The 19772-nt window shown below is 62.5% G+C and carries 20 protein-coding genes; 10 read left to right on the forward strand and 10 right to left on the reverse strand.

The genetic code is table 11. The features are described 5' to 3' along the window. The 3 genes from NKI37_RS10515 to NKI37_RS10525 all read right to left on the reverse strand — a co-directional run bounded on the left by NKI37_RS10515 (nt 1) and on the right by NKI37_RS10525 (nt 3526). Nucleotides 1-1962, reverse strand: coding sequence for a 3-hydroxyacyl-CoA dehydrogenase NAD-binding domain-containing protein (locus NKI37_RS10515; protein WP_023699851.1), 1962 nt, complete (start codon nt 1960-1962; stop codon nt 1-3). Between the two features lie 224 nt (nt 1963-2186). Continuing rightward, on the reverse strand, nt 2187-3164 hold the full coding sequence (locus NKI37_RS10520) for a UDP-glucuronic acid decarboxylase family protein (RefSeq protein ID WP_023667815.1): 978 nt from the start codon (nt 3162-3164) through the stop codon (nt 2187-2189). Nucleotides 3165-3343: 179 nt separating this feature from the next. Further along, complete coding sequence (locus NKI37_RS10525) at nt 3344-3526, reverse strand: hypothetical protein (protein WP_023667816.1); 183 nt, start codon at nt 3524-3526, stop codon at nt 3344-3346. A gap of 102 nt (nt 3527-3628) precedes the next feature. Between NKI37_RS10525 and NKI37_RS10530 the strand changes: the two genes are divergently transcribed. Both NKI37_RS10530 and NKI37_RS10535 read left to right on the forward strand, forming a co-directional pair. After that, nucleotides 3629-4909 carry a nucleotide sugar dehydrogenase gene (locus tag NKI37_RS10530; RefSeq protein WP_352787563.1) on the forward strand — a complete coding sequence of 427 codons (1281 nt, stop codon included), beginning with the start codon at nt 3629-3631 and terminating at the stop codon, nt 4907-4909. A gap of 31 nt (nt 4910-4940) precedes the next feature. Beyond that, nucleotides 4941-5960: an NAD-dependent epimerase gene (locus tag NKI37_RS10535; RefSeq protein ID WP_023667818.1), complete on the forward strand. Its 1020-nt coding sequence runs from the start codon at nt 4941-4943 to the stop codon at nt 5958-5960. A gap of 70 nt (nt 5961-6030) precedes the next feature. Here NKI37_RS10535 and NKI37_RS10540 read toward each other — a convergent pair whose 3' ends face one another. Continuing rightward, nucleotides 6031-6927 (reverse strand): AraC family transcriptional regulator, encoded by an 897-nt coding sequence (locus NKI37_RS10540; protein ID WP_023667819.1) that lies wholly within the window; start codon nt 6925-6927, stop codon nt 6031-6033. 147 nt (nt 6928-7074) lie between these two features. Between NKI37_RS10540 and NKI37_RS10545 the strand changes: the two genes are divergently transcribed. Beyond that, a complete protein-coding gene (locus tag NKI37_RS10545) occupies nt 7075-7800 on the forward strand; it encodes an SDR family oxidoreductase (protein WP_352787566.1) in 726 nt (241 codons plus the stop codon). Nucleotides 7801-7886: 86 nt separating this feature from the next. Here the strand turns inward: NKI37_RS10545 and NKI37_RS10550 are convergent, their stop codons facing one another. The 3 genes from NKI37_RS10550 to NKI37_RS10560 all read right to left on the reverse strand — a co-directional run bounded on the left by NKI37_RS10550 (nt 7887) and on the right by NKI37_RS10560 (nt 10021). After that, on the reverse strand, nt 7887-8117 hold the full coding sequence (locus NKI37_RS10550) for a helix-turn-helix domain-containing protein (protein ID WP_023708113.1): 231 nt from the start codon (nt 8115-8117) through the stop codon (nt 7887-7889). Between the two features lie 22 nt (nt 8118-8139). Then, the gene (locus NKI37_RS10555; RefSeq protein ID WP_023667822.1) at nt 8140-8886 is read right to left on the reverse strand and encodes an IclR family transcriptional regulator; all 747 of its coding nucleotides are present in this window, start codon (nt 8884-8886) and stop codon (nt 8140-8142) included. A gap of 265 nt (nt 8887-9151) precedes the next feature. Further along, nucleotides 9152-10021 (reverse strand): helix-turn-helix domain-containing protein, encoded by an 870-nt coding sequence (locus tag NKI37_RS10560; RefSeq protein WP_352787569.1) that lies wholly within the window; start codon nt 10019-10021, stop codon nt 9152-9154. A gap of 92 nt (nt 10022-10113) precedes the next feature. Here NKI37_RS10560 and NKI37_RS10565 point away from each other — a divergent pair, with 92 nt between their 5' ends. Then, the gene (locus tag NKI37_RS10565) at nt 10114-11658 is read left to right on the forward strand and encodes a 4-hydroxyphenylacetate 3-hydroxylase N-terminal domain-containing protein (RefSeq protein ID WP_023804440.1); all 1545 of its coding nucleotides are present in this window, start codon (nt 10114-10116) and stop codon (nt 11656-11658) included. Between the two features lie 6 nt (nt 11659-11664). Continuing rightward, nucleotides 11665-12174 (forward strand): flavin reductase, encoded by a 510-nt coding sequence (locus tag NKI37_RS10570; protein WP_023753967.1) that lies wholly within the window; start codon nt 11665-11667, stop codon nt 12172-12174. 10 nt (nt 12175-12184) lie between these two features. Here the strand turns inward: NKI37_RS10570 and hpaR are convergent, their stop codons facing one another. Then, entirely contained in the window at nt 12185-12580 is a 396-nt protein-coding gene (gene hpaR / locus NKI37_RS10575; RefSeq protein WP_023704722.1) for a homoprotocatechuate degradation operon regulator HpaR, read from the reverse strand. A 201-nt stretch (nt 12581-12781) separates the two neighbouring features. Between hpaR and NKI37_RS10580 the strand changes: the two genes are divergently transcribed. The 5 genes from NKI37_RS10580 to hpaH are packed head-to-tail and all read left to right on the forward strand — an operon-like array spanning nt 12782 to nt 17400. After that, a complete protein-coding gene (locus NKI37_RS10580; RefSeq protein WP_023686935.1) occupies nt 12782-13168 on the forward strand; it encodes a 5-carboxymethyl-2-hydroxymuconate Delta-isomerase in 387 nt (128 codons plus the stop codon). A gap of 11 nt (nt 13169-13179) precedes the next feature. Further along, on the forward strand, nt 13180-14697 hold the full coding sequence (gene hpaE / locus NKI37_RS10585) for a 5-carboxymethyl-2-hydroxymuconate semialdehyde dehydrogenase (protein WP_352787574.1): 1518 nt from the start codon (nt 13180-13182) through the stop codon (nt 14695-14697). 14 nt (nt 14698-14711) lie between these two features. Next, entirely contained in the window at nt 14712-15692 is a 981-nt protein-coding gene (hpaD, locus tag NKI37_RS10590) for a 3,4-dihydroxyphenylacetate 2,3-dioxygenase (protein WP_352787577.1), read from the forward strand. Nucleotides 15693-15721: 29 nt separating this feature from the next. Further along, nucleotides 15722-16597: a fumarylacetoacetate hydrolase family protein gene (locus NKI37_RS10595; protein WP_023820912.1), complete on the forward strand. Its 876-nt coding sequence runs from the start codon at nt 15722-15724 to the stop codon at nt 16595-16597. Beyond that, the gene (gene hpaH, locus NKI37_RS10600) at nt 16591-17400 is read left to right on the forward strand and encodes a 2-oxo-hept-4-ene-1,7-dioate hydratase (protein WP_352787704.1); all 810 of its coding nucleotides are present in this window, start codon (nt 16591-16593) and stop codon (nt 17398-17400) included. Before NKI37_RS10595 ends, hpaH begins: the two co-directional genes overlap by 7 nt. 17 nt (nt 17401-17417) lie before the next feature. Here hpaH and NKI37_RS10605 read toward each other — a convergent pair whose 3' ends face one another. Continuing rightward, nucleotides 17418-18449 (reverse strand): phosphotransferase enzyme family protein, encoded by a 1032-nt coding sequence (locus NKI37_RS10605; RefSeq protein ID WP_023804439.1) that lies wholly within the window; start codon nt 18447-18449, stop codon nt 17418-17420. Further along, nucleotides 18446-19753 (reverse strand): aminotransferase class III-fold pyridoxal phosphate-dependent enzyme, encoded by a 1308-nt coding sequence (locus tag NKI37_RS10610; protein ID WP_352787582.1) that lies wholly within the window; start codon nt 19751-19753, stop codon nt 18446-18448. Before NKI37_RS10610 ends, NKI37_RS10605 begins: the two co-directional genes overlap by 4 nt. Nucleotides 19754-19772 lie beyond the last annotated feature (19 nt).

Consider the following 19772-nt stretch of genomic DNA (forward strand, 5'->3'; position numbering starts at 1 on the left):
TTAAACCTCTCCGGCGCGGAACATCGGCCCGCCCTTGTGGGCCGGGAAGCCATAGCCGTTGATCATCACCAGATCGATGTCGGAGGCACGCGCCGCGATGCCTTCGGCGAGTAATGCCTTGCCCTCGTCGGCCATTGCCGCCAGCAAGCGCGTGACGATCTCATCGGGCGAAAAGCGGCGCGGCACGATGTCCTTGGCCGCCCGAACGGCCTCGATCAGCGCGGCCACTTGCGGGTCGCTCCTGCGCTCGCCGTCGGAATAATCGTACCAGCCGCGCCCGGTCTTGCGGCCGAAGCGGCCGGCCTCGCACAGCCGGTCGGCGATCTCGACATAACGTGCTTGCGGATCGCGCATCGCCGCCTGTCGCTTGCGCCGCGCCCAGGCTATCTCCAGCCCAGCCATGTCGTTGACCGCGAAGATCCCCATCGGGAAGCCCCAGGCCTCCAGCGCGGCATCCACCTCTTCCGGTGCTGCGCCATCCTCCACCATGAACTCCGCCTCGCGGCGGTAGGCCGAATAGAGGCGGTTGCCGATGAAACCCTCGGTAACGCCGCACACGACAGGCAGCTTGCCGAGCTTCCTGACGAACGCGATAGCCGAGGCGAGCACATCGGGCGCCGTCGCCGCGCAATCCACCACTTCGGTGAGCCGCATGACGTTGGCCGGGGAGAAAAAATGCAGGCCGGCGATCCGTTCGGGCCGGGCGGTTGCCGAGGCGATCTCGTCGGGGTTGAGGTAGCTGGTGTTGGTCGCCAGTATGGCGTCGGGGCGGACGATACGATCAAGCTTCCGGAAGAGTTCGGTTTTTACCGCGAGATCGTCGAACACTGCCTCGATGACCAGATCGGCCTGCACCAGCCTGCCGGCGTCACTGGCCGCTTCAAACCGGCTCAGCGCCTCCCTGCGGGCATGATCGGTGAGTCGGCCGGATTGGACCGACTTGTCGAGAAGGCCGGCGATCCGCTCGTATCCTTTTGCCGCGGCGTCGTCGTTCTGCTCGATGCCGATTACGCGATAGCCGGCATTCAAGGCCGAGACCGCGATGCCTGCACCCATCAGGCCGGTTCCGACGATACCGACGGTCTCGACCTTGCGAGGCGTGATACCCTCCAGCCTGTCGACTTTGCTGGCTTGCCTCTCGGCAAAGAAGACGTGGCGCAACGCTGCCGCCTCGCGAGAATCCCGGAGGCGCAGGAAGGTCGCGCGTTCGTGCACAAGACCGTCCTCAAGTCTGGCCGTGGACGCGGCCCGGACCAGTCTCACGGCCTCTGCAGGCGCGATCTGTCCACGGCTGCGGGAAAGCACCTTTCTTGCGGCTGCCGCGTCGGCCTCAGGTTGCGAGCGCGGGACGGAAAGCGCACCCGTGCGCCGCAGCGGTTGGCCAACGAGACGGCGGGCGACATCGAGCGCGCCTTCGGGAAGATCGTCCGCAATGGTATCGATCAGACCGAGAGCGAGAGCTTCGTCGGCATTTGCGGGCCGACCCGTGCCGATCAGGTCAATTGCGGCGACCGTGCCGATGAGGCGGGGCAGGCGTTGGGTTCCGCCGGCCCCGGGCACTAACCCGAGCTTGACCTCGGGCAGGCCGAAGCTGGCCGCCTTGCTGGCCACCCGGTAGTGGCAGGCCAGCGCAATCTCGCAGCCGCCGCCGAGCGCCGCGCCGCCTACTGCCGCGACGATCGGTTTGGCGAAGCTCTCCATCGCTTCGATCACGTCAGGCAGTGTGGGCCCGATAGCGGGCTTGCCGAATTCCTTGATATCGGCGCCACCGATGAAGGTGCGCCCAATGGCGGTCAGCACCACGGCAGACACTTCATCCGACGCCGCACGCCCAAGCGCAGCCATCAGTCCGGCCCTGACATGGAGGGACAGCGCGTTGACCGGCGGATTTTCGATCGTGACGATGAGAACGCCATCGACGATCTTGCCTGTGACACTCTCGGAAAATCGTGCTGTGTTCATGGAGTTTTATTCCGGAACAACGGCAAATCTTCCTCCTCCTTCTGCTCTCCGCCAAATGCCGGTGTCCCGGCTCGGACGGATGAAGCGCCATGGATCTTCAAAATAATTTCAAGCTTAAAATAATTAGAATTCGAAAAACTTCAAGCCTACCGGAGTCGACTGCAAAAGGCGTCGCTACCACGACGGTGATCGGTCAGACTTGACGGTTGCACTGCGGTGCCGGGTCAAGGCGAGTTTGTGGAAACCTTCGGCAGCAGGGCTTTGAAATAGTCGATCGTCTGTTGCAGCCCGGCTTCTAAAGTCACCGTCGGCTCCCAGCCGACAAGCCTTTTGGCAAGGGTGATATCGGGCTGGCGGTGCCGCGGATCGTCTTGCGGAAGATCGCGGTAAATTATATCCGAACCTGATCCGGTCATCTGCGTCGTCAGTTCGGCCAAGCGCCTGATCGTTACTTCCCTTGGATTGCCGATGTTTACTGGACCGGTCACCTCCGGCCCCGTATCCATGAGGCGCAGCATGCCGCTCACCAGGTCGTCGACGTAGCAAAACGACCTTGTCTGTGAGCCGTCGCCGAAAATGGTTATCGGTTCACCACGAAGCGCCTGCACGATGAAATTTGAGACAACCCTGCCGTCTGCCGGGTGCATGCGCGGCCCGAACGTATTGAAAATCCGCGCGACCTTGACCCACAAGCCATGTTGTCGGTGATAGTCGAAGAACAGCGTTTCGGCGCAGCGTTTGCCTTCATCGTAGCATGAGCGCGGCCCGATCGGGTTTACATTGCCCCAGTAACTCTCGGGCTGCGGATGCACAGACGCGTCACCATAGACCTCACTGGTGGAGGCCTGAAAGACTTTGCATTTCAGCCGCTTTGCCAATCCAAGAACATTGATGGCGCCGTGCACGGCGGTCTTGATCGTCTGAACCGGGTCGTACTGGTAGTGAACAGGCGAGGCCGGACACGCCAGGTTGTAAATCTCATCGACTTCGACGTAGAGCGGAAAGGTCACGTCATGGCGCATGAATTCGAAGCGGGGATGCTTGGCCAAATGGTCGATATTGCGCTTTGATCCGGTGAAAAGGTTGTCGACACACAAGATTTCGTCGCCTCGTTCCAACAGGCGGTCAATAAGATGCGAGCCGATAAACCCTGCGCCCCCGGTAACGAGAATGCGTCTGCGGCTGTCATAGAGTCTGGCCAATTTCTGCTCCCAGGCAAATGCTGATCGACCAGATATCGGTCGCCACACGCAGGATACGACGTGTCCGCAGCCAATGCACAAGGACCAAACTGAAATTTCGCAGATCCGCTCGGTGCCGATGCGAATTCCGATCCCGGCATTTGGTTTGATCAGAAGGCACGATTGAGGCCGATAGTGGCCTATGGATTGGCAGCAGAGAATATCAGCCCTGTCGTCAGGGCCGCCGCTGCGTAGATGGCCGGCAGAACCTGACGGTTCACCCCAATCCGCAGCAGAGAGTGGCTCGAAACCCGGTCCTGCTGGATTTTATCCACAACATCGATGGCATCGGCGGATGGCAACATGAAAATGGCAACGACCATTTTTCGTGAGACATTCCTCTTCGCGATAGAGCATCGTTGAATTGGCCAACAGCCTGCCATACAAGCACGTCGGCTCAACAGGTGGCTCGAGGAACCCCACGGATGTCCGAACGCATTGCAGTTATCGGCCTGGGTTATGTCGGCCTGCCGGTAGCCATTGCCTTTGGGAAGGTTTTCCCCGGCACCATAGCTTTTGACATCAGCGAGCGTCGGATCGGGGAATTGCGTGGCGGCGTCGATCGTACGGGGGAAGTTGACGCAACGGCGCTCAAGGAGACCTCGATAGGGCTGACCACCGACCGGGAGATGTTGAAAGGCGCTACTTTCTTCATCGTCGCCGTGCCAACCCCTATCGACGCAAATCGCGCTCCCGATCTAGCTTCTTTGAAACTGGCGTCCGAACTCGTCGGCGAGGCGGTGAGCAAAGGCGCCGTCGTCGTTTTTGAGTCGACAGTCTATCCAGGTGTGACCGAAGATTTCTGTGGGCCGATCATCGAGCAGGTTTCCGGCCTGCGACATCCCCGCGACTTTGCCCTCGGCTATTCGCCCGAACGCGCCAACCCCGGCGATCGGGAACACTCGCTGCAAAAGATCGTCAAAGTCGTCTCCGGCGAGAATAACGAGACGCTGGAGCGCGTCGCGAACGTTTATGGCCGTATCATCGATGCCGGCGTCTACCGCGCCCCGTCGATCAAGGTGGCCGAGGCAGCGAAGGTTATCGAGAACACCCAGCGCGATCTGAACATCGCGCTGATGAACGAACTGGCAATGATCTTCGAGCGGCTCGATATCCGGACGCAGGATGTTCTTGATGCTGCGTCGACGAAATGGAACTTCCTTCCCTTCAAACCGGGGTTCGTCGGCGGCCACTGCATCAGCGTCGATCCATATTATTTGACCGCCAAGGCCGAGGCCGAAGGTTACCATCCGCAGATCATCCTCGCCGGACGTCGCATCAATGACGGCATGGGGGCCTTCGTCGCCCAGCAGGTTGTCAAACGGCTGATTGGTTCTGACACGCCCGTCAAAGGGGCTTCTGTCGGCATTCTCGGGCTGACATTCAAGGAGGACGTGCCGGATTTGCGCAACAGCCGCGTTTTCGACATGGTCAAAGAACTAAGGCAGTTCGGAATTGTCCCCAAAGTCCATGATCCCCTTGCCGATGTCGAAACCGCTCGGCGTGATCACGGCGAAACAATCCTGCCGCTCGATGAGATAAACGATTTGCAGGCGCTTGTTCTGGCGGTGCCTCACAGGCAATATCTCACCAACGAAGGAGCGCGTCTTTTTCAAATGATCAGGCCGGGGGGGACACTGTTCGATGTCAAGTCGGCCATCAAGCCCAATGAAGTTCCCGACAACATAAAATACTGGAGCTTGTAAAGCTCGCCTGAAATTAACGCTAGGATATGCAGTGACATCAAGCAGGCCGATACTGATCACCGGCGCAGCCGGGTTCATAGGGTTTCATCTTTGCCTGAGGCTGCTTGCCGAAGGAGGCCAGGTTATCGGCCTCGACTCCATGAACGAGTATTATGACGTCAGCCTGAAGCAGGCTCGTCTCGAGCGGCTGAAAGCGTTTTCGAATTTTTGTTTCGAGCATGCCGATCTCACGGAGCGGGACCGTATTTCGGAGCTCTTCCTTTCGGCCGCGCCGGAGGTTGTCGTCAATCTCGCGGCGCAAGCCGGCGTACGCTATTCGATCAGCAATCCGCACGCCTATGTGGAAAGCAACCTCAGCGGCTTTGTCAACATCCTGGAAGGATGCCGGCAGGCGTCCGTCGGCCATCTGGTCTATGCATCGTCGAGTTCGATTTATGGCGGCAGCACCCGCATGCCGTTTTCCGTGCACGATCCGGCGGACCATCCGCTCAGCCTTTACGCCGCAAGCAAGAAGGCGAACGAGCTGATGGCGCACACATACAGCCATCTGTTTGGACTGCCGACCACCGGGCTGCGTTTTTTCACCGTCTATGGTCCGTGGGGGCGGCCGGACATGGCGCTGTTCATCTTCGCCAAGGCTATCCTCGCCGGCGAGCCGATCGAGGTCTTCAACTATGGCAACATGCAGCGGGATTTCACCTATATCGACGACATTGTCGAAGGTATTATCCGCGTCATGCAGCAACCCGCGACACCCAATCCTGAGTGGAAAAGTGTCGCGCCAGACCCAGCGACCAGCAACGCCCCGTTCAGGATTCACAACATCGGCGGCAATTCGCCCGTTCAACTGAACCGATTGATCGAGGTGCTCGAAGACGCGCTGGGACGCAAGGCAAACCGCAACCTCAGGCCACTTCAGCCAGGCGACGTTCCGGCAACTTTCGCCAATGTCAGCTCGCTCGAGGAGGCGACCGGCTTCAAGCCCAAAATCCCGATCGAAATAGGGGTTCCGCGCTTTGTCGAATGGTACCGGGAGTTCTACCGAGCATGATCGGACGCTTCGCCACCTGGAGGCGGCTGGCTCCTGACCAGCCATGGCTGGCGCATGCCGCTCGGAAAACTCAATAAGCCGCAGCCGAACTGGGTGTTGCCTGAAGGCGGTCAATATCTTTCCGGGGCGGCGCACCGAACAGGCGACGATATTCTCGGCTGAACTGCGAAGGGCTGTCATAGCCCACCGCGAACCCGGCCGTGCCTGCGTTTGCGCCGCCGGCAAGCATAATCCTTCGCGCCTCCTGCAGGCGCAGCTGCTTCTGGTATTCGAGCGGGGTCATGCGCGTAATCGCCTTGAAATGGGCATGAAGGGACGACGCGCTCATGCCTGATGCCGCCGCAATCTCTTCGATGCGCAGTTGTGCCTGGAAATGATTGCGGATCGTGGCGATGGCGCGGCTGACCTGGTTCAGGTGGCTGTCCACCGACGCCATCTGGCGAAGCGTGTCACCGTGCGGTCCGGTGAGGAGCCGGTAAAGGATTTCGCGTTCGATCAGCGGCGCCAGCACGGTGACGCTCTCGGGGCGATCGAGCAGCCTGACAAGCCGACAGGCGGCATCAATCAGGTCGGGGTCACTTGGATAGGCAGCTAACACCGGCAGATCCCTGCTGGGGGATGCACGTCCTTCTTTCACAAGCAGTTCGGCCAGCGCGGTGGAATCAAAATCTATCTTGCAACAGAGGTAGGGCGCCGCCGGGCTCGCCTCCAACACATGCCCGACCAGCGGCAGGTCGACCGAGACGAGCAGGTAGCTCGATGCGTCATAGACCACGCTCTGGTCGGCCAGCGAGACGCGCTTCGATCCTTGGGCGATTATGCAAAGCGACGCCTCGTAGACCGCAGGCACGGGTGCACTGGGCTGGTTGGCGCGAATGAGCGACAGCCGCGGCACCGCAGTGCCGGCCATGCCAGATTTCGGCGCAAAGCGGGTGATCAGCTCGGCGAGTTCATTGATTTTCTCCATGCCGCATAAATCTTCATGGCGCGAAATGTTGCAAGGCATTTCGAGTTCATTTGGAGGATCGTGCAAACTCTTTGGACGATCACGCTACCGGCCTTTGCCGGTTCGCGCCATCTATCTCCCCGTCACCGCAGCGAAAAAGGAACGATCATGACGGGACTTAAAGACAAGGTTGTACTCATCACCGGCGCCTCCAGCGGCATCGGCGAAGCGACGGTTCGGGAACTTGCCGGTGCCGGCGCCAGACTGTTCATCGGGGCCCGCCGCACCGAGCGGCTCAAGGCGCTGGCCGCAGAAATAGGCAAAGGCGTCGCGTGGCGCGAACTCGACGTGACTGACGCGGCGAATTTCGACGCCTTTGCCGATGCCGCTCATGCCGAATTCGGGCAGATCGATGTGCTGGTCAACAATGCCGGCGTCATGCCGCTGTCGCCGCTTGCCGCGCTGAAGCGCGATGAGTGGTCTCGCATGATCAATGTCAACATCGGCGGCGTGCTGAACGGGATCGCCGCGGTGCTGCCGCGCTTCGTCGCCCAGAAGAATGGGCATATCGTCAATGTCGCCTCGGTCGGCGCGCATATCGTGCTGCCCACCGCGGCGGTCTATTGCGGCACGAAATATGCCGTCTGGGCAATCACGGAGGGGCTGCGGCAGGAGCATGACGACATCCGCGCCACGATCATCTCCCCCGGAGTGACCGCAACCGAACTGGGCGACGATATCAGCGATCCTCAGGTCGCCACGGCTCTGAAAGAATGGCGGCAGAAGTCGCTCACACCGGACGCCATTGCACGGGCGATCCGTTTTGCGCTTGATCAACCCGATGGCGTCGACGTCAACGAAGTGATCGTGCGGCAAACCGCTGCCAATATGTAGAACTTGCTGCCGGATGCCGGCTTTCGGCGAGCTACGGCGCTCTCCAAGATCCGGCAAACGGCCCACCCCTTAATGCACCACCGCCCTCAGCCTCTGGCGCAACTCCCGCGGGCCACATCGTACCGGCTCTCGAACGCGCGCGAAAAATGCGCACTCGAATTGAACCCGCAGGCAAAGGCGATTTCCGAGATCGTGGGCGACGCGCGGGCGGGCGACAACAATTCTTCCTTGCTGCGCTCCAGCCGCCTGTCCCAGACGAAGCGTTCCGGTCTCGCGGCAAGGCCGGTGCGCCGCTGGGAACTTAACCCGCTAATCATCTCCCCTGCGACGGTAGAGATGTCAGGCTTCGCCGGCCAGGCGCGCTGAAATCAGCCGCGCCGCCTGGATCACCGCTTCGCCCTGGCTGGCTGCCATGCTGTCATCGGCGCGTGACACAGGCGAGGCCACCGCGAGCGCACCGAGAGGACGCCCATCGGAGCCGAGGATTGCCGCGGCTATGCTGTGCACGCCTTCTTCATAGCCTTGGGAGCTCGAGGAATAGCCGCGCTTGGCGGCAAGCCGGATCGCCTTCATCAGCCTTTCGGGCTGCGTCACCGTGTGTGGCGTGAAGGTCGGCAACGGCTTGTCGACATAGGCCTCGGCCGCTTCCCGAGGCGAAGCGGCGAGAAAGGCGATGCCGGAGGCGGTGCCGTGCAAGGGCAGCACCTGGCCGACATCGACATTGACCCGGTTGGCCTTTGCCGAGAGTTCGACGTGGACGGTCAGCAGTGCGCCGGCGCTGAATTCCGACAGATGCACCGTTTCGCCTGTTTCCAGCGCCAGCTCGCGAACCACAGGTGCTGCCACGCGCACGAAGGGAAAATGCGCGTCGCGAAAGCGGGCCAGCCGCGACAGGCCGGCGCCGAGCCGGTAGCGGCGGCTTGCCGGCTCCTGTTCGATCAAGCGGTGGTCGGCCAGCGCCATCAGCAGGCGCCGCGCCGTCGCCTTGTCGAGGCCGGTTTTGCGGGCGAGCTCGGACAGGCCGATCTCCGGTTCGCCGAGCGTGAACTGCTCCAACAGCGATATCGCTTTGCCGACTGTGCTCATCGTGCATCCTCAAGATACTTCGCATGGGACGGAAGCCAATCCACCTTGCAGTCCGCTCATAGCACATAAAATGGTGGTTCAAATAACGAACCGTTTGGAAGTGACAAAAAACACCAGCAAGTTTCGCGGCGACATCAATCGATGCGCCGCGCCGTGCGCGGGGTGATGCTGCGCGGCACACCTATCAACAGGTGGATCAACTCGGCGGCGCCGTGCCTGGCCGGCGTGTCGGCTCAAACGCCTGATCTTGGCCGGCGCTGAAGCTTCAACTCTGCCCCAGCTGCGCGCGGCGCCAGGCGGCGGGCGCCTGGCCAACCCGCTCCCGGAAGAAGCGTGAGAAATAGGCCGGATCTTCGAAGCCGATTTCGTAGGCGATGTCCTCGACGGTGCGCACGGTGAACAGCAGCAAGCGCTTGGCCTCCAGCAACCGTCGCTCGCCGATGAGTCGCTTGACGCCGCTGCCAAGCACCGTATGGGCGGCCTTGTCGAGAAGATGCGGTGTCGTGGCCAGCGCCTCGACGTAGCGGTCGACGGGCCAGTTGTCGCGGAAATGCGCATCGACCAGACGGCGCAAGCCGCGCGCCAATGCAGCATCGGAAGAGCCAGTCGCTTCCATTACCTCGGGACCAAGACGCGCGACGTGGGAGAGCGCGACGGCAATCAGCGCCGGCAGGGTCTTGTCACTCCCGGCCTGCGCCTCGGCATATTCCGTGGCGATCATCTCCAGCACCGCCGCAAGCCTTTTCCACGCGACGTGCTGAGGAAGGCTATCGGCAAAGACCGGCCGATCCAATGGCAGCAGGCTGTGAGCGGCTATTGCCGCAAGCGCATCATCGGCGACCGAAACGACGATGGCGTCGGTGCCGGGCCCGATCGAGAAGCCATGCACGATGGTGCTCGGCACGAAGCTGACGGCCGGCGCCGAAAAGTGCCAGGATTGATCCTCGATGCGATAAGCGCCGGAGCCGCTTGTCCAGTAGGTGATCTGGCCCATTTGCGGATGCTTGTGCGCGGCAACCTGGCCGAGATGAATGTTGCTGCGCGCAAGCACCGTCTCGACATGCAGGAAGCCGACATCGAGCGGCCGCACCGGCTCGCCATAGACAAAGAAATCAGGAATGGAATTGAGGCTCATGGCGCCGGAAAAAGTCCAATCGGTTTTGCCGTTACGTCCTAACCGATCCTTGCCAGGAGAGCTAGAGTTGATGCCATAAGTGGAGGAACATCATGCGATCGGAAGACTTTCGTGCCGACAATGGGCGCCCGTTCACCGGGGCCGAGTATCTGGAGAGCTTGCGCGACGGCCGCGAGGTCTACATCAACGGCGAGCGCATTGCCGATGTCACCACCCATCCGGCGATGCGCAATTCGGCGCGGTCGCTGGCGCGCCTCTATGATGCGCTGCACGATCCCAAGCGGCAGGGCACGCTGACCTCGCCTACCGATACCGGTTCGGGCGGCTACACCCACAAATATTTCCGCGTCGCCAAATCCTCCGGCGAACTCGCGGCCCAGCAGACCGCGATCGCCGAGTGGTCACGCATGTCCTATGGCTGGATGGGCCGCACGCCCGATTACAAGGCGGCACTGATGAACACGCTCGGCGCCAATGCCGACTGGTACGGCCCGTTCAAGGACAATGCGCTCGCCTGGCACAAGCGTGCGCAGGAAGCCGTGCTGTTCATGAACCACGCCATCGTCAACCCGCCGATCGACCGCCACAAGCCGGCCGAACAGGTGAAGGATGTCTTCGTCCACATCACCAAGGAGACCGACGCCGGCATCTATGTCTCCGGCGCCAAGGTGGTGGCGACGTCCTCGGCGCTGACCCACTACAATTTCCTGGCGCAGAGTTCGGCGACGGTCACCGAAGATCCGTCGCTGTCGGTCATGTTCATCGTGCCGATGAATGCGCCGGGGGTAAAGATGTTCTGCCGCGTCTCCTATGAGCAGACGGCCAACACGGCGGCGGCTCCGTTCGACTATCCGTTGTCGTCGCGCTTCGACGAGAACGATGCCATCCTGGTGCTCGACAATGTCTTCATCCCCTGGGAGGACGTGCTGGTGCTGCGCGAGGCGCAGAAAATCCTGTCCTTCCATCCGGCTTCGGGCTTCATGCATGGCTATTGCTTCCAGGGCTGCACACGCTTTGCCGTCAAGCTCGACTTCCTCGCCGGCCTGCTGGCAAAGGCGCTGCGCGCCACCGGCGGCGATGCCTTCCGCGGCAACCAGGCGGCGCTGGGCGAGGTGATCGCGCTCAGGCACATGTTCTGGAGTTTCTCCAACGCCATGGCCTACAATCCGATCCCCTGGGCGAATGGCGCTGTCCTGCCCAACCTGGAAGCAGCCCTTGCCTACCGGACTTTCATGTCGGAAGCCTATCCGCGCGTCATCGACACGGTGCGCCGGGTGATCGCTTCTGGGTTGATCTACCTGCCGTCATCAGTGCGCGACTTCAACAATCCCGAGATCGACAAATACCTCGCGCAATATGTGCGCGGTTCCAACGACATGGGCCATGTCGAGCGCATCAAGATCATGAAACTGTTGTGGGACGCGACCGGCACCGAGTTCGGCGGCCGCCACGCGCTCTACGAACTCAACTATGCCGGTGCGCCGGAAGAGGTGCGGCTGCAGGTGCTGAAGGGCGCCGAACGCGGCGGCCGGCTGAAGGCCATGGAAGAACTGGTCGACACCTGCATGGCCGACTATGACGAGAACGGCTGGACGGGAGATACCTGGCTCAATCCGCTCGCTTCTACGGCCGGGTGATGTCAGATGGCCACGCAGATTTCGAAGGCCGATTTCCGCGACGCCATGGCAAGGGTCTGCGCGCCGGTCAACATCGTCACGACAGATGGTCCGGCCGGGCGCGGCGGCTTCACCGCCACCGCCATGTGCAGTGTGTCGGACGAACCGCCGACACTGCTGGTGTGCATGAACGGCCGCTCGACGCAGGCCGCCATGTTCCTCGCCAACCGGCGCTTCTGCGTCAACGTGCTGACGCATGACCATATGCACCTAGCCGGCAAGTTCGCCGACGCGACCAGGGACATGGAGGCACGCTATTCGGCGGCGCGCTGGCAAACGCTGGCCTCAGGCACGCCGGCGCTGTCCGATGCGATCGTCAATTTCGATTGCGAGATCGAGGATGTGCACATCGTCGGCACGCATAATGTCATGATCGGCCGCGTTATCGATGTCAGGCACGGCAGCGGCGGCTCGGCCTTGCTCTATGTCGACCGCAATTACACGCAGCCGACGCGGCTTGGCAGCTTTGGCGGCTGAGCCGCAGCAATCAGCTCTCGCCGGCGATCAGGCTCTCCAGCAGATCGAGCAATTGCTCGAGCCTCTCATGTCCGAAGCGCTGTTCGATGTCGCGGTAGATGACGAGGCGTTCCGGCGACAAGGCATCGATAAGGGCGGAGCCCGCCGGGGCGATCGTCAGAACGACACGGCGGCCATCGCCTTCCGCCTTGTTGCGGGTGATGAATTTTCGGCCCTCGAGCGTCTTGATGATGCGTGTCAGGCTGGGCGGCAGCACCGAAGCGCGATCGGCAAGTTCAGTCGCCTCGACAGGGCCGGCCTCGCTCAGAACGCGCAGCACACGCCATTGCTGTTCGGTCACGTCATGCGCCGCCAGCATAGGGCGAAACCGCGCCATCACCACTTCGCGGGCATGGAGCAGCGCCATCGGCAGAGAACGACGGGTGTTTTCAGGCAGCAAGAAGCAGCGTCCCCAATGATGCGGGCGGTCGGCGGGACCGCACGCAAAAACCTGACCTTTCCATCCCGTATCGTCGCCTCAACTTGGATGCAAGGCTTGACTTCAGTGATGCTGCATGTATTTAACGCGTTAACTACAACAGTGGAACAATCCGGGGAACGAGACGCGGTGCCTCACTTTTCCATCGAGTATTCGGCCAACCTCGATGCCAAGGTCGACATGAGCGAATTGTGCGCGCTGGTGTTGCGCACCGTGCTCGGCACCGGGCTGTTTGAAACCGGCGCGGTGCGGGTGCGGGCCTTCCGTGCGGAAGCCTATGCCATCGCCGACAGCCTGCCGGAAAACGCTTTCCTCGACATGTCGTTTCGCATTGGAACCGGGCGCAGCGCCCAGGACAAGAAACGAACCGGGGAGGCGGTCTTCGCCGCGGTGAGCGAATACCTTGGCCCCCTGTTCGAGACCCCGCATTTCGCTCTTTCCCTGGAGATCAGGGAGATCGACCCGGTACTGAGCTGGAAGAAAAACGCAATCCATCCGCGACTGCGCGGCAAGTGACGGAAGCTGATATGTCCGACCTCGAAGGCAATCTGAAAAAGGCCGAGGCCTATCTGGCCCGTTTCAAGCGCGACGGCGTGCTGAACCAGATCGGCGGCGAAGCGGTGCCGGCGGTGGATGGCTCGACCTTCGAGGCCATGTCGCCGGTCGATCTCAAGCCGCTGGCCAAGGTCGCGCGTGGCAGTGCCGCCGATATCGACCGCGCCGCCAAGGCGGCAAAGGCGGCGTTCCCGGCCTGGGCCGCCATGCCGGGCGACGGGCGCAAGAAGCTGCTGCACAAGATAGCCGATGCGATCGAAGCGCGCGCCGAGGAGATCGCCTTCGTCGAGTGCATGGACACCGGCCAGGCGCTGAAATTCATGGCCAAGGCCGCGCTGCGCGGCGCCGAGAATTTCCGCTTCTTCGCCGACCGCGCGCCGGAAGCGCGCGACGGCGAGACGCTGCGCACGACAGGCCAGGTCAACATCACCACGCGCGTGCCGATCGGCCCGGTCGGCATCATCACGCCGTGGAACACGCCGTTCATGCTGTCGACATGGAAGATCGCGCCGGCGCTGGCGGCAGGCTGCACCGTCGTCCACAAGCCGGCCGAATTTTCGCCGCTGACCGCTCGCCTGCTGGTCGAGATCGCCGAGGAGGCCGGCCTGCCGAAAGGCGTGTGGAACCTGGTCAACGGCCTCGGCGAGCACGCCGGCAAGGCGCTGACCGAGCACCCTGACATCAAGGCGATCGGTTTTGTCGGTGAGAGCCGCACCGGCTCGATGATCATGAAACAGGGCGCCGATACGCTGAAGCGCGTGCATTTCGAACTGGGCGGGAAGAACCCGGTGATCGTCTTCGCCGACGCCGATCTCGAACGTGCGGCGGATGCGGCCGTGTTCATGATCTACTCGCTCAACGGCGAACGCTGCACCTCATCGTCGCGGCTGCTGGTCGAAGCCTCGGTCTACGACACATTCACGGATCTGGTCGCGGAGAAGGCAAAGCGCATCAAGGTTGGCCATCCGCTCGATCCCAAAACGGTGGTCGGTCCGCTGATCCATCCGGTGCACGAGGAAAAGGTGCTGTCCTATATCGAGATCGGCAAATCGGAAGGCGCGGTGGTAGCCGCCGGCGGCGGCAAGTTCGCCGGTCCGGGCGGTGGCTGCTATGTCAGCCCGACGCTGTTTACCGGCGCCACCAACAGGATGCGCATTGCCCAGGAAGAGATTTTCGGGCCGGTGCTGACTGCCATTTCCTTCAAGGACGAGGCCGAAGCGCTGGCGCTGGCCAACGACACCCAATACGGCCTGACCGGCTATCTCTGGACGTCGGATGTTACCCGCGCCTTCCGCTTCACCGATGCGCTGGACGCCGGCATGATCTGGGTCAATTCGGAGAATGTGCGGCATTTGCCGACGCCGTTTGGCGGCGTCAAGAATTCCGGCATCGGCCGCGACGGCGGCGACCATTCCTTCGATTTCTACATGGAGACGAAGAACATCGCCTTCGCCACTTCAGCGCACGCGATCCAGAAACTCGGCGGCTGACCGGAGGACATCGGATGCCACTGCCCAAACCAAACCTCTATCCCGCCTTCAACATCGTGCGCCTCAGCCATGTCGAACTGGCGGTCACCGACCTTGCGAAATCCCGCGCCTTCTATGTCGACACGCTCGGCCTGCAGGTTACCGACGAGACATCGGAAGCCATCTATCTAAGGGCGTTGGAAGAGCGCGGACACCACTGCATCGTGCTGAAGAAGGCCGGCAGCGCCGAAGCCCGCGATCTCGGCTTCAGGGTTTTTTCGGATGAGGATCTCGACAAGGCCGAGCATTTCTTCAAGGCAAAAGGCCTGCCGGTCGAGTGGGTCGAGCGACAGTACCAGTCGCGCACCTTCCGCACCCGCGACCCGCACGGCATTCCGCTCGAGTTCTTTGCCCAAATGGAAAGGCTGCCGCCGATTCATCAGAAATATGCGCTCTACAAGGGCGTGAAGCCGCTGCGCATCGACCACTTCAACTGCTTCTCGCCCAATGTCGACGAGTCCGTCGCCTTCTACAACGAGCTTGGCTTCCGCGTCACCGAATACACCGAGGATGCGAGTAGCGGAAAGCTGTGGGCGGCCTGGACGCACCGCAAGGGCGGCGTCCACGACATCGCCTTCACCAACGGTGTGGGTCCGCGCCTGCATCACGTCGCCTTTTGGGTGCCGACACCGCTCAACATCATCGACCTGCTCGACCTGATGGCGACGACGGGTTACCTCGCAAATATCGAGCGCGGCCCAGGCCGGCATGGCATTTCCAACGCCTTCTTCCTTTATGTCCGCGACCCGGACAATCACCGCATCGAGATCTATTGCTCGGACTACCAGACGGTCGATCCGGATCTGGAGCCGATCAAATGGGACCTCAAGGACCCGCAGCGCCAGACGCTATGGGGCGCGCCGGCGCCGAAAAGCTGGTTCGAGGAGGGCAGCACCTTTGCCGGCGCGGCCGCACGCCAACCGGATTTGACGGCGTCGCCGATCATCGCACCGTGACCACAGACGCGAACCTGACGGAGACCGGGATGACTGCACATGGGCGGCTCGCCACCTTCACCGTCGGCGGCAAGACGCGCTATGGCGCGGTCACAGATAAGGGCGTCGTCGACCTGTCGGCGCGGCACAGCCAGTGGCCGACGCTGCGCGAAGTGATCGAGGCCGGCGTGCTACGGCGGCTGGCGGAAGAGGCCGAAGCCTACGCCGTCGATTTTCCAGTCGGCGCCATCGCTTATGAAATCCCTCTGCCGTCGCCGGAAAAGATCATCTGCGTCGGCGTCAACTACCCGGACCGCAACGAAGAGTACAAGGACGGCCAGGCCGCGCCTTCCAACCCGTCGCTGTTCATCCGCTTCCCCCGCTCCTTCGTCGGCCACGACGCGCCGCTGGTGCGGCCGCCGGAATCGCCGCAGCTGGACTATGAGGGCGAGATCGTCATCGTCATCGGCAAGGGTGGACGACGCATCGCCGAGAGGGATGCGCTTGACCATATCGCGGCACTATCCCTGTGCAACGAAGGCACCATTCGCGATTGGGTACGGCACGCCAAGTTCAACGTCACGCAGGGCAAGAATTTCGACCGCACCGGCTCGCTCGGTCCGTGGCTGGTGCCGTTCACCGACGAGGCGCAGATTGCCGACATCGCGCTGACCACCCGCGTCAATGGCGAATTGCGCCAGCAGGACCGCACCAGCCGGATGATCTTCTCGTTCCGCAAGATCATCGCCTATGTCTCCACCTTCACCACGCTGGTGCCAGGCGATATCATCGTCACCGGTACGCCGACCGGCGCCGGCGCCCGCTTCGACCCGCCGATCTGGCTGAAGCCGGGCGACGTGATCGAAGTCGAAGCCGACGGCATCGGCGTGCTCCGCAACGGGGTCGTCGACGAGGCAGCATCGTGACCCCCGAGCAAGTTGAAGATGCCGCGGCAAGGCTGTTCGAAGCCGAGCGTTCGCGCCGCCAGATCCGTCTGCTCAGCCTCGATTTTCCCGACGCGACGATGGAGGATGCCTATCGCGTCCAGGCAGCGCTGGTGAAACGCAAGACCGATGCCGGGCTGACCCCGAAGGGCTGGAAGATCGGCCTGACATCGAAGGCGATGCAATATGCGCTCTCCATCGACACGCCGGATTCGGGCGTGCTGTTCGACGACATGTTCTTCAACGACGGCGCGACGATACCCGTCGGCCGCTTCATCCAGCCGCGCGTCGAGGCCGAGATAGCCTTCGTCATGAAGGCGCCGCTGAGGGGCCCAGGCGTGACCATCTTCGACGTGCTCAACGCCACCGATTATATCACGCCGGCGCTCGAAATCCTCGACACGCGCATCGAACGCGTCAATGCCGAGACAAAGAAGGCGCGCACTTTCTTCGATACGATTTCCGACAACGCCGCCAATGCCGGCATTGTCGTCGGCGGCCGGCCGCAACGACCCGATGAAGCCGATATGCGCTGGATCGGCGCCATCGTCTCGCGCAATGCGGAGGTCGAGGAGACCGGGCTTGGCGCAGGCGTGCTCAACCATCCGGCGATGGGCATTGCCTGGCTGGCGGACAGGCTCGCCCGCTACGGCATGTCCATCGCGGCCGGCGAGGTGGTGCTGTCCGGATCGTTTGTGCGCCCGGTCGAGGCGCGGCCCGGCGATACCATCGTCGCCGACTTCGGCAGCTCGGGAACGGTCAGCATCCATTTCGCCAAGAGCTGACGGCTCTCATCGGCTCGTCAGTTGGGCTGTTCGCCGCGCAGGTAGTCAATCACCACATCGGCTGCGATGGTCGACATCCGCAAGCCGACATCCCTGGTGATGTCGCCTTCGACGCGGCTTTGCACCCAGCCGAGAAAGGCGAAGGCACGCAACGCGGCGAATAGAGGCAATGCGGCGATGTCCTGCGGGATCAGCGCACGCTCTTGCTGGTAGCCGTCAAGCAAAGCGGTTTCGATCAGCGGGTAGATCGCCTCCTCGCGGTTCTGATAGAGGGCGACGGCAAGGTCGTACATGTGCCAGCCATGGCCGCAATCGTCGAAATCGATGATGCGCACCGCGCTGTCATGGATGAGCACATTTTCGCGCACCAGATCGGCGTGGATGATGCCGAAATTGCACGCGCTGCGCTCATGTTCCGACAGCGCCTTCACTGCCTTGTCGCGCGCCTGCAAGACCAGCGCGCGGCGAGGACCATCGAGAAAGGGCGAGGTCTCGAACCGGCCCCAGACCGGGTTCGCACCGAAGAAGCCGTCGAAGTCCCAGGCATGGCGGACGAAGCCCGCGGGCGGCGTCCACGAGGCAGTGACATTGTGCATATGGGCGATGGTCCGCCCGATCGCCGTGAAGATCTGGATCGACTGGTCGGCCGTGTGGGCCAGTGGCACGCCGCGTGCGCCCACGGCGCGGCCCTCCAGCCAGCTCAGGCAATCGGCCTGCCGGGGCTGCGCCGAGGTGGCCGTTCTGACAAGCACGAACGGATCGCCGGCCTGTGTTGCGACGCAAGACGGCGTGGCGACGCCGGCGGATTGCAGGAAGCCCATCCATTGCAGTTCCGAACGCAGCGCGGCGTCCGTGTGGTAGCCGAGCCGGTGGATGCGCATGGCTGCCGGCTGGCCATCCGGCAGCCGCACGCGGAAGACGGCGTTCTCGCGGTGCTTCAGAAGTTCCGGCTCAGAGTTGCGGACGCCCCAATGTTCGAGCGCACGCCTGGCGAGCTCCGTGACATCGGCTGCCGTTTCGGGCTCGGATTGGGTGGAAACAGAATTCACGCCGGCACTCCGCCGACTTCGCCCAGCACCTCGTCCAGCAGGCCGATCAGGAACTCGGCATTGTCGCGCGAGAACGGCACGGGCGGGCGGATCTTGAGCACATTGCCGTGGATGCCGGTCTTGCCCATCAGCACGCCGCGATGGCGCATGCGATTGGCGACCTGCTCGGCAATGTCGGGCGCCGGTTCGCGCGTGTCGCGGTCGTGGACCAGCTCGGCGCCGAAGAACAGTCCGGCCCCCCTGACCTCGCCGATGCACTCATGCCGATCGGCCAGCGGGCGCAGCAGGCCAAGCGCATAGGCGCCGACGTCTTGCGCGTTGGCGACAAGGTTTTCCTGTTCGATGACGTCGAGGACGGCATTGGCGACTGCGCAGGAGACCGGGTTGCCGCCAAAGGTGTTGAAGTAGCGGAAAGCGTCGCGGAAGGTCGCCAGTATCTCCTTGGTGGTGACCACGGCCGCGATCGGATGGCCATTGCCCATCGGCTTGCCCATGGTGACGATGTCGGGGACGAAGCCGGCGCGCTGATGGCCCCAGAAATGGCTGCCGGTGCGGCCGAAGCCGGGCTGCACTTCGTCGGCGATGACCAGACCACCGGCTTCGCGCACGGCCCCCAAGGCGTCGTCGAAAAATCCGGTGGGCAGAGCCGGGAAACCTTCATTGGCGAGCAGCGGACACAAGATGATGCCAGACAGGCCAATGCCATCCTGTGCCAGCGAGGCGATCGCTTGACGCACGGCGTCGCCAAAGGCCTTGCCATTGGCCATCGCATCGGGATGGCGATAGCTGTCGGGGGCCGGCACCAGCCTGACATGGGGGGCGCGGCCGCGGATCGGAGGCATGCGCGTGCTCAGCTGCGAAACCGCCGTCGTGTTGCCATGATAGGTGGCGTCGGTGGCGATGATGCCCATATTGCCGGAGGCGGCCTGCGCCATGCGCAGCGCGATGTCGTTGGCCTCGCTGCCGGTGCAGGTCAGGATTGCGGTGGCGAGGCTTGCATTGAAGGTCGCCGTCAGCCGCTCGACATAGTCGAGAATTGCGGTGTGCAGATAGCGTGTGTGGGTGTTGAGCAGGCTTGCCTGACGGCACAAGGCCTCGACCACATGCGGGTGGCAATGGCCGACATGGGCGACGTTGTTGTAGGCATCGAGATACTTGCGGCCGTCGGCATCGTAGAGCCAGACGCCTTCGCCGCGCACCAGGTGCACGGGCTCGTCGTAGAACAATTGCGATTTCGCGCCGAGCAGGCGGGCACGCCGCTTGACGAGCGCTTCCTCGCTCGGGTTCTTCTCAGATTGGGTCATTGCGTACCAAACTCCATTG

This window comes from Mesorhizobium sp. M0626, from assembly GCF_040320665.1.
Classification (GTDB): Bacteria; Pseudomonadota; Alphaproteobacteria; order Rhizobiales; family Rhizobiaceae; genus Mesorhizobium.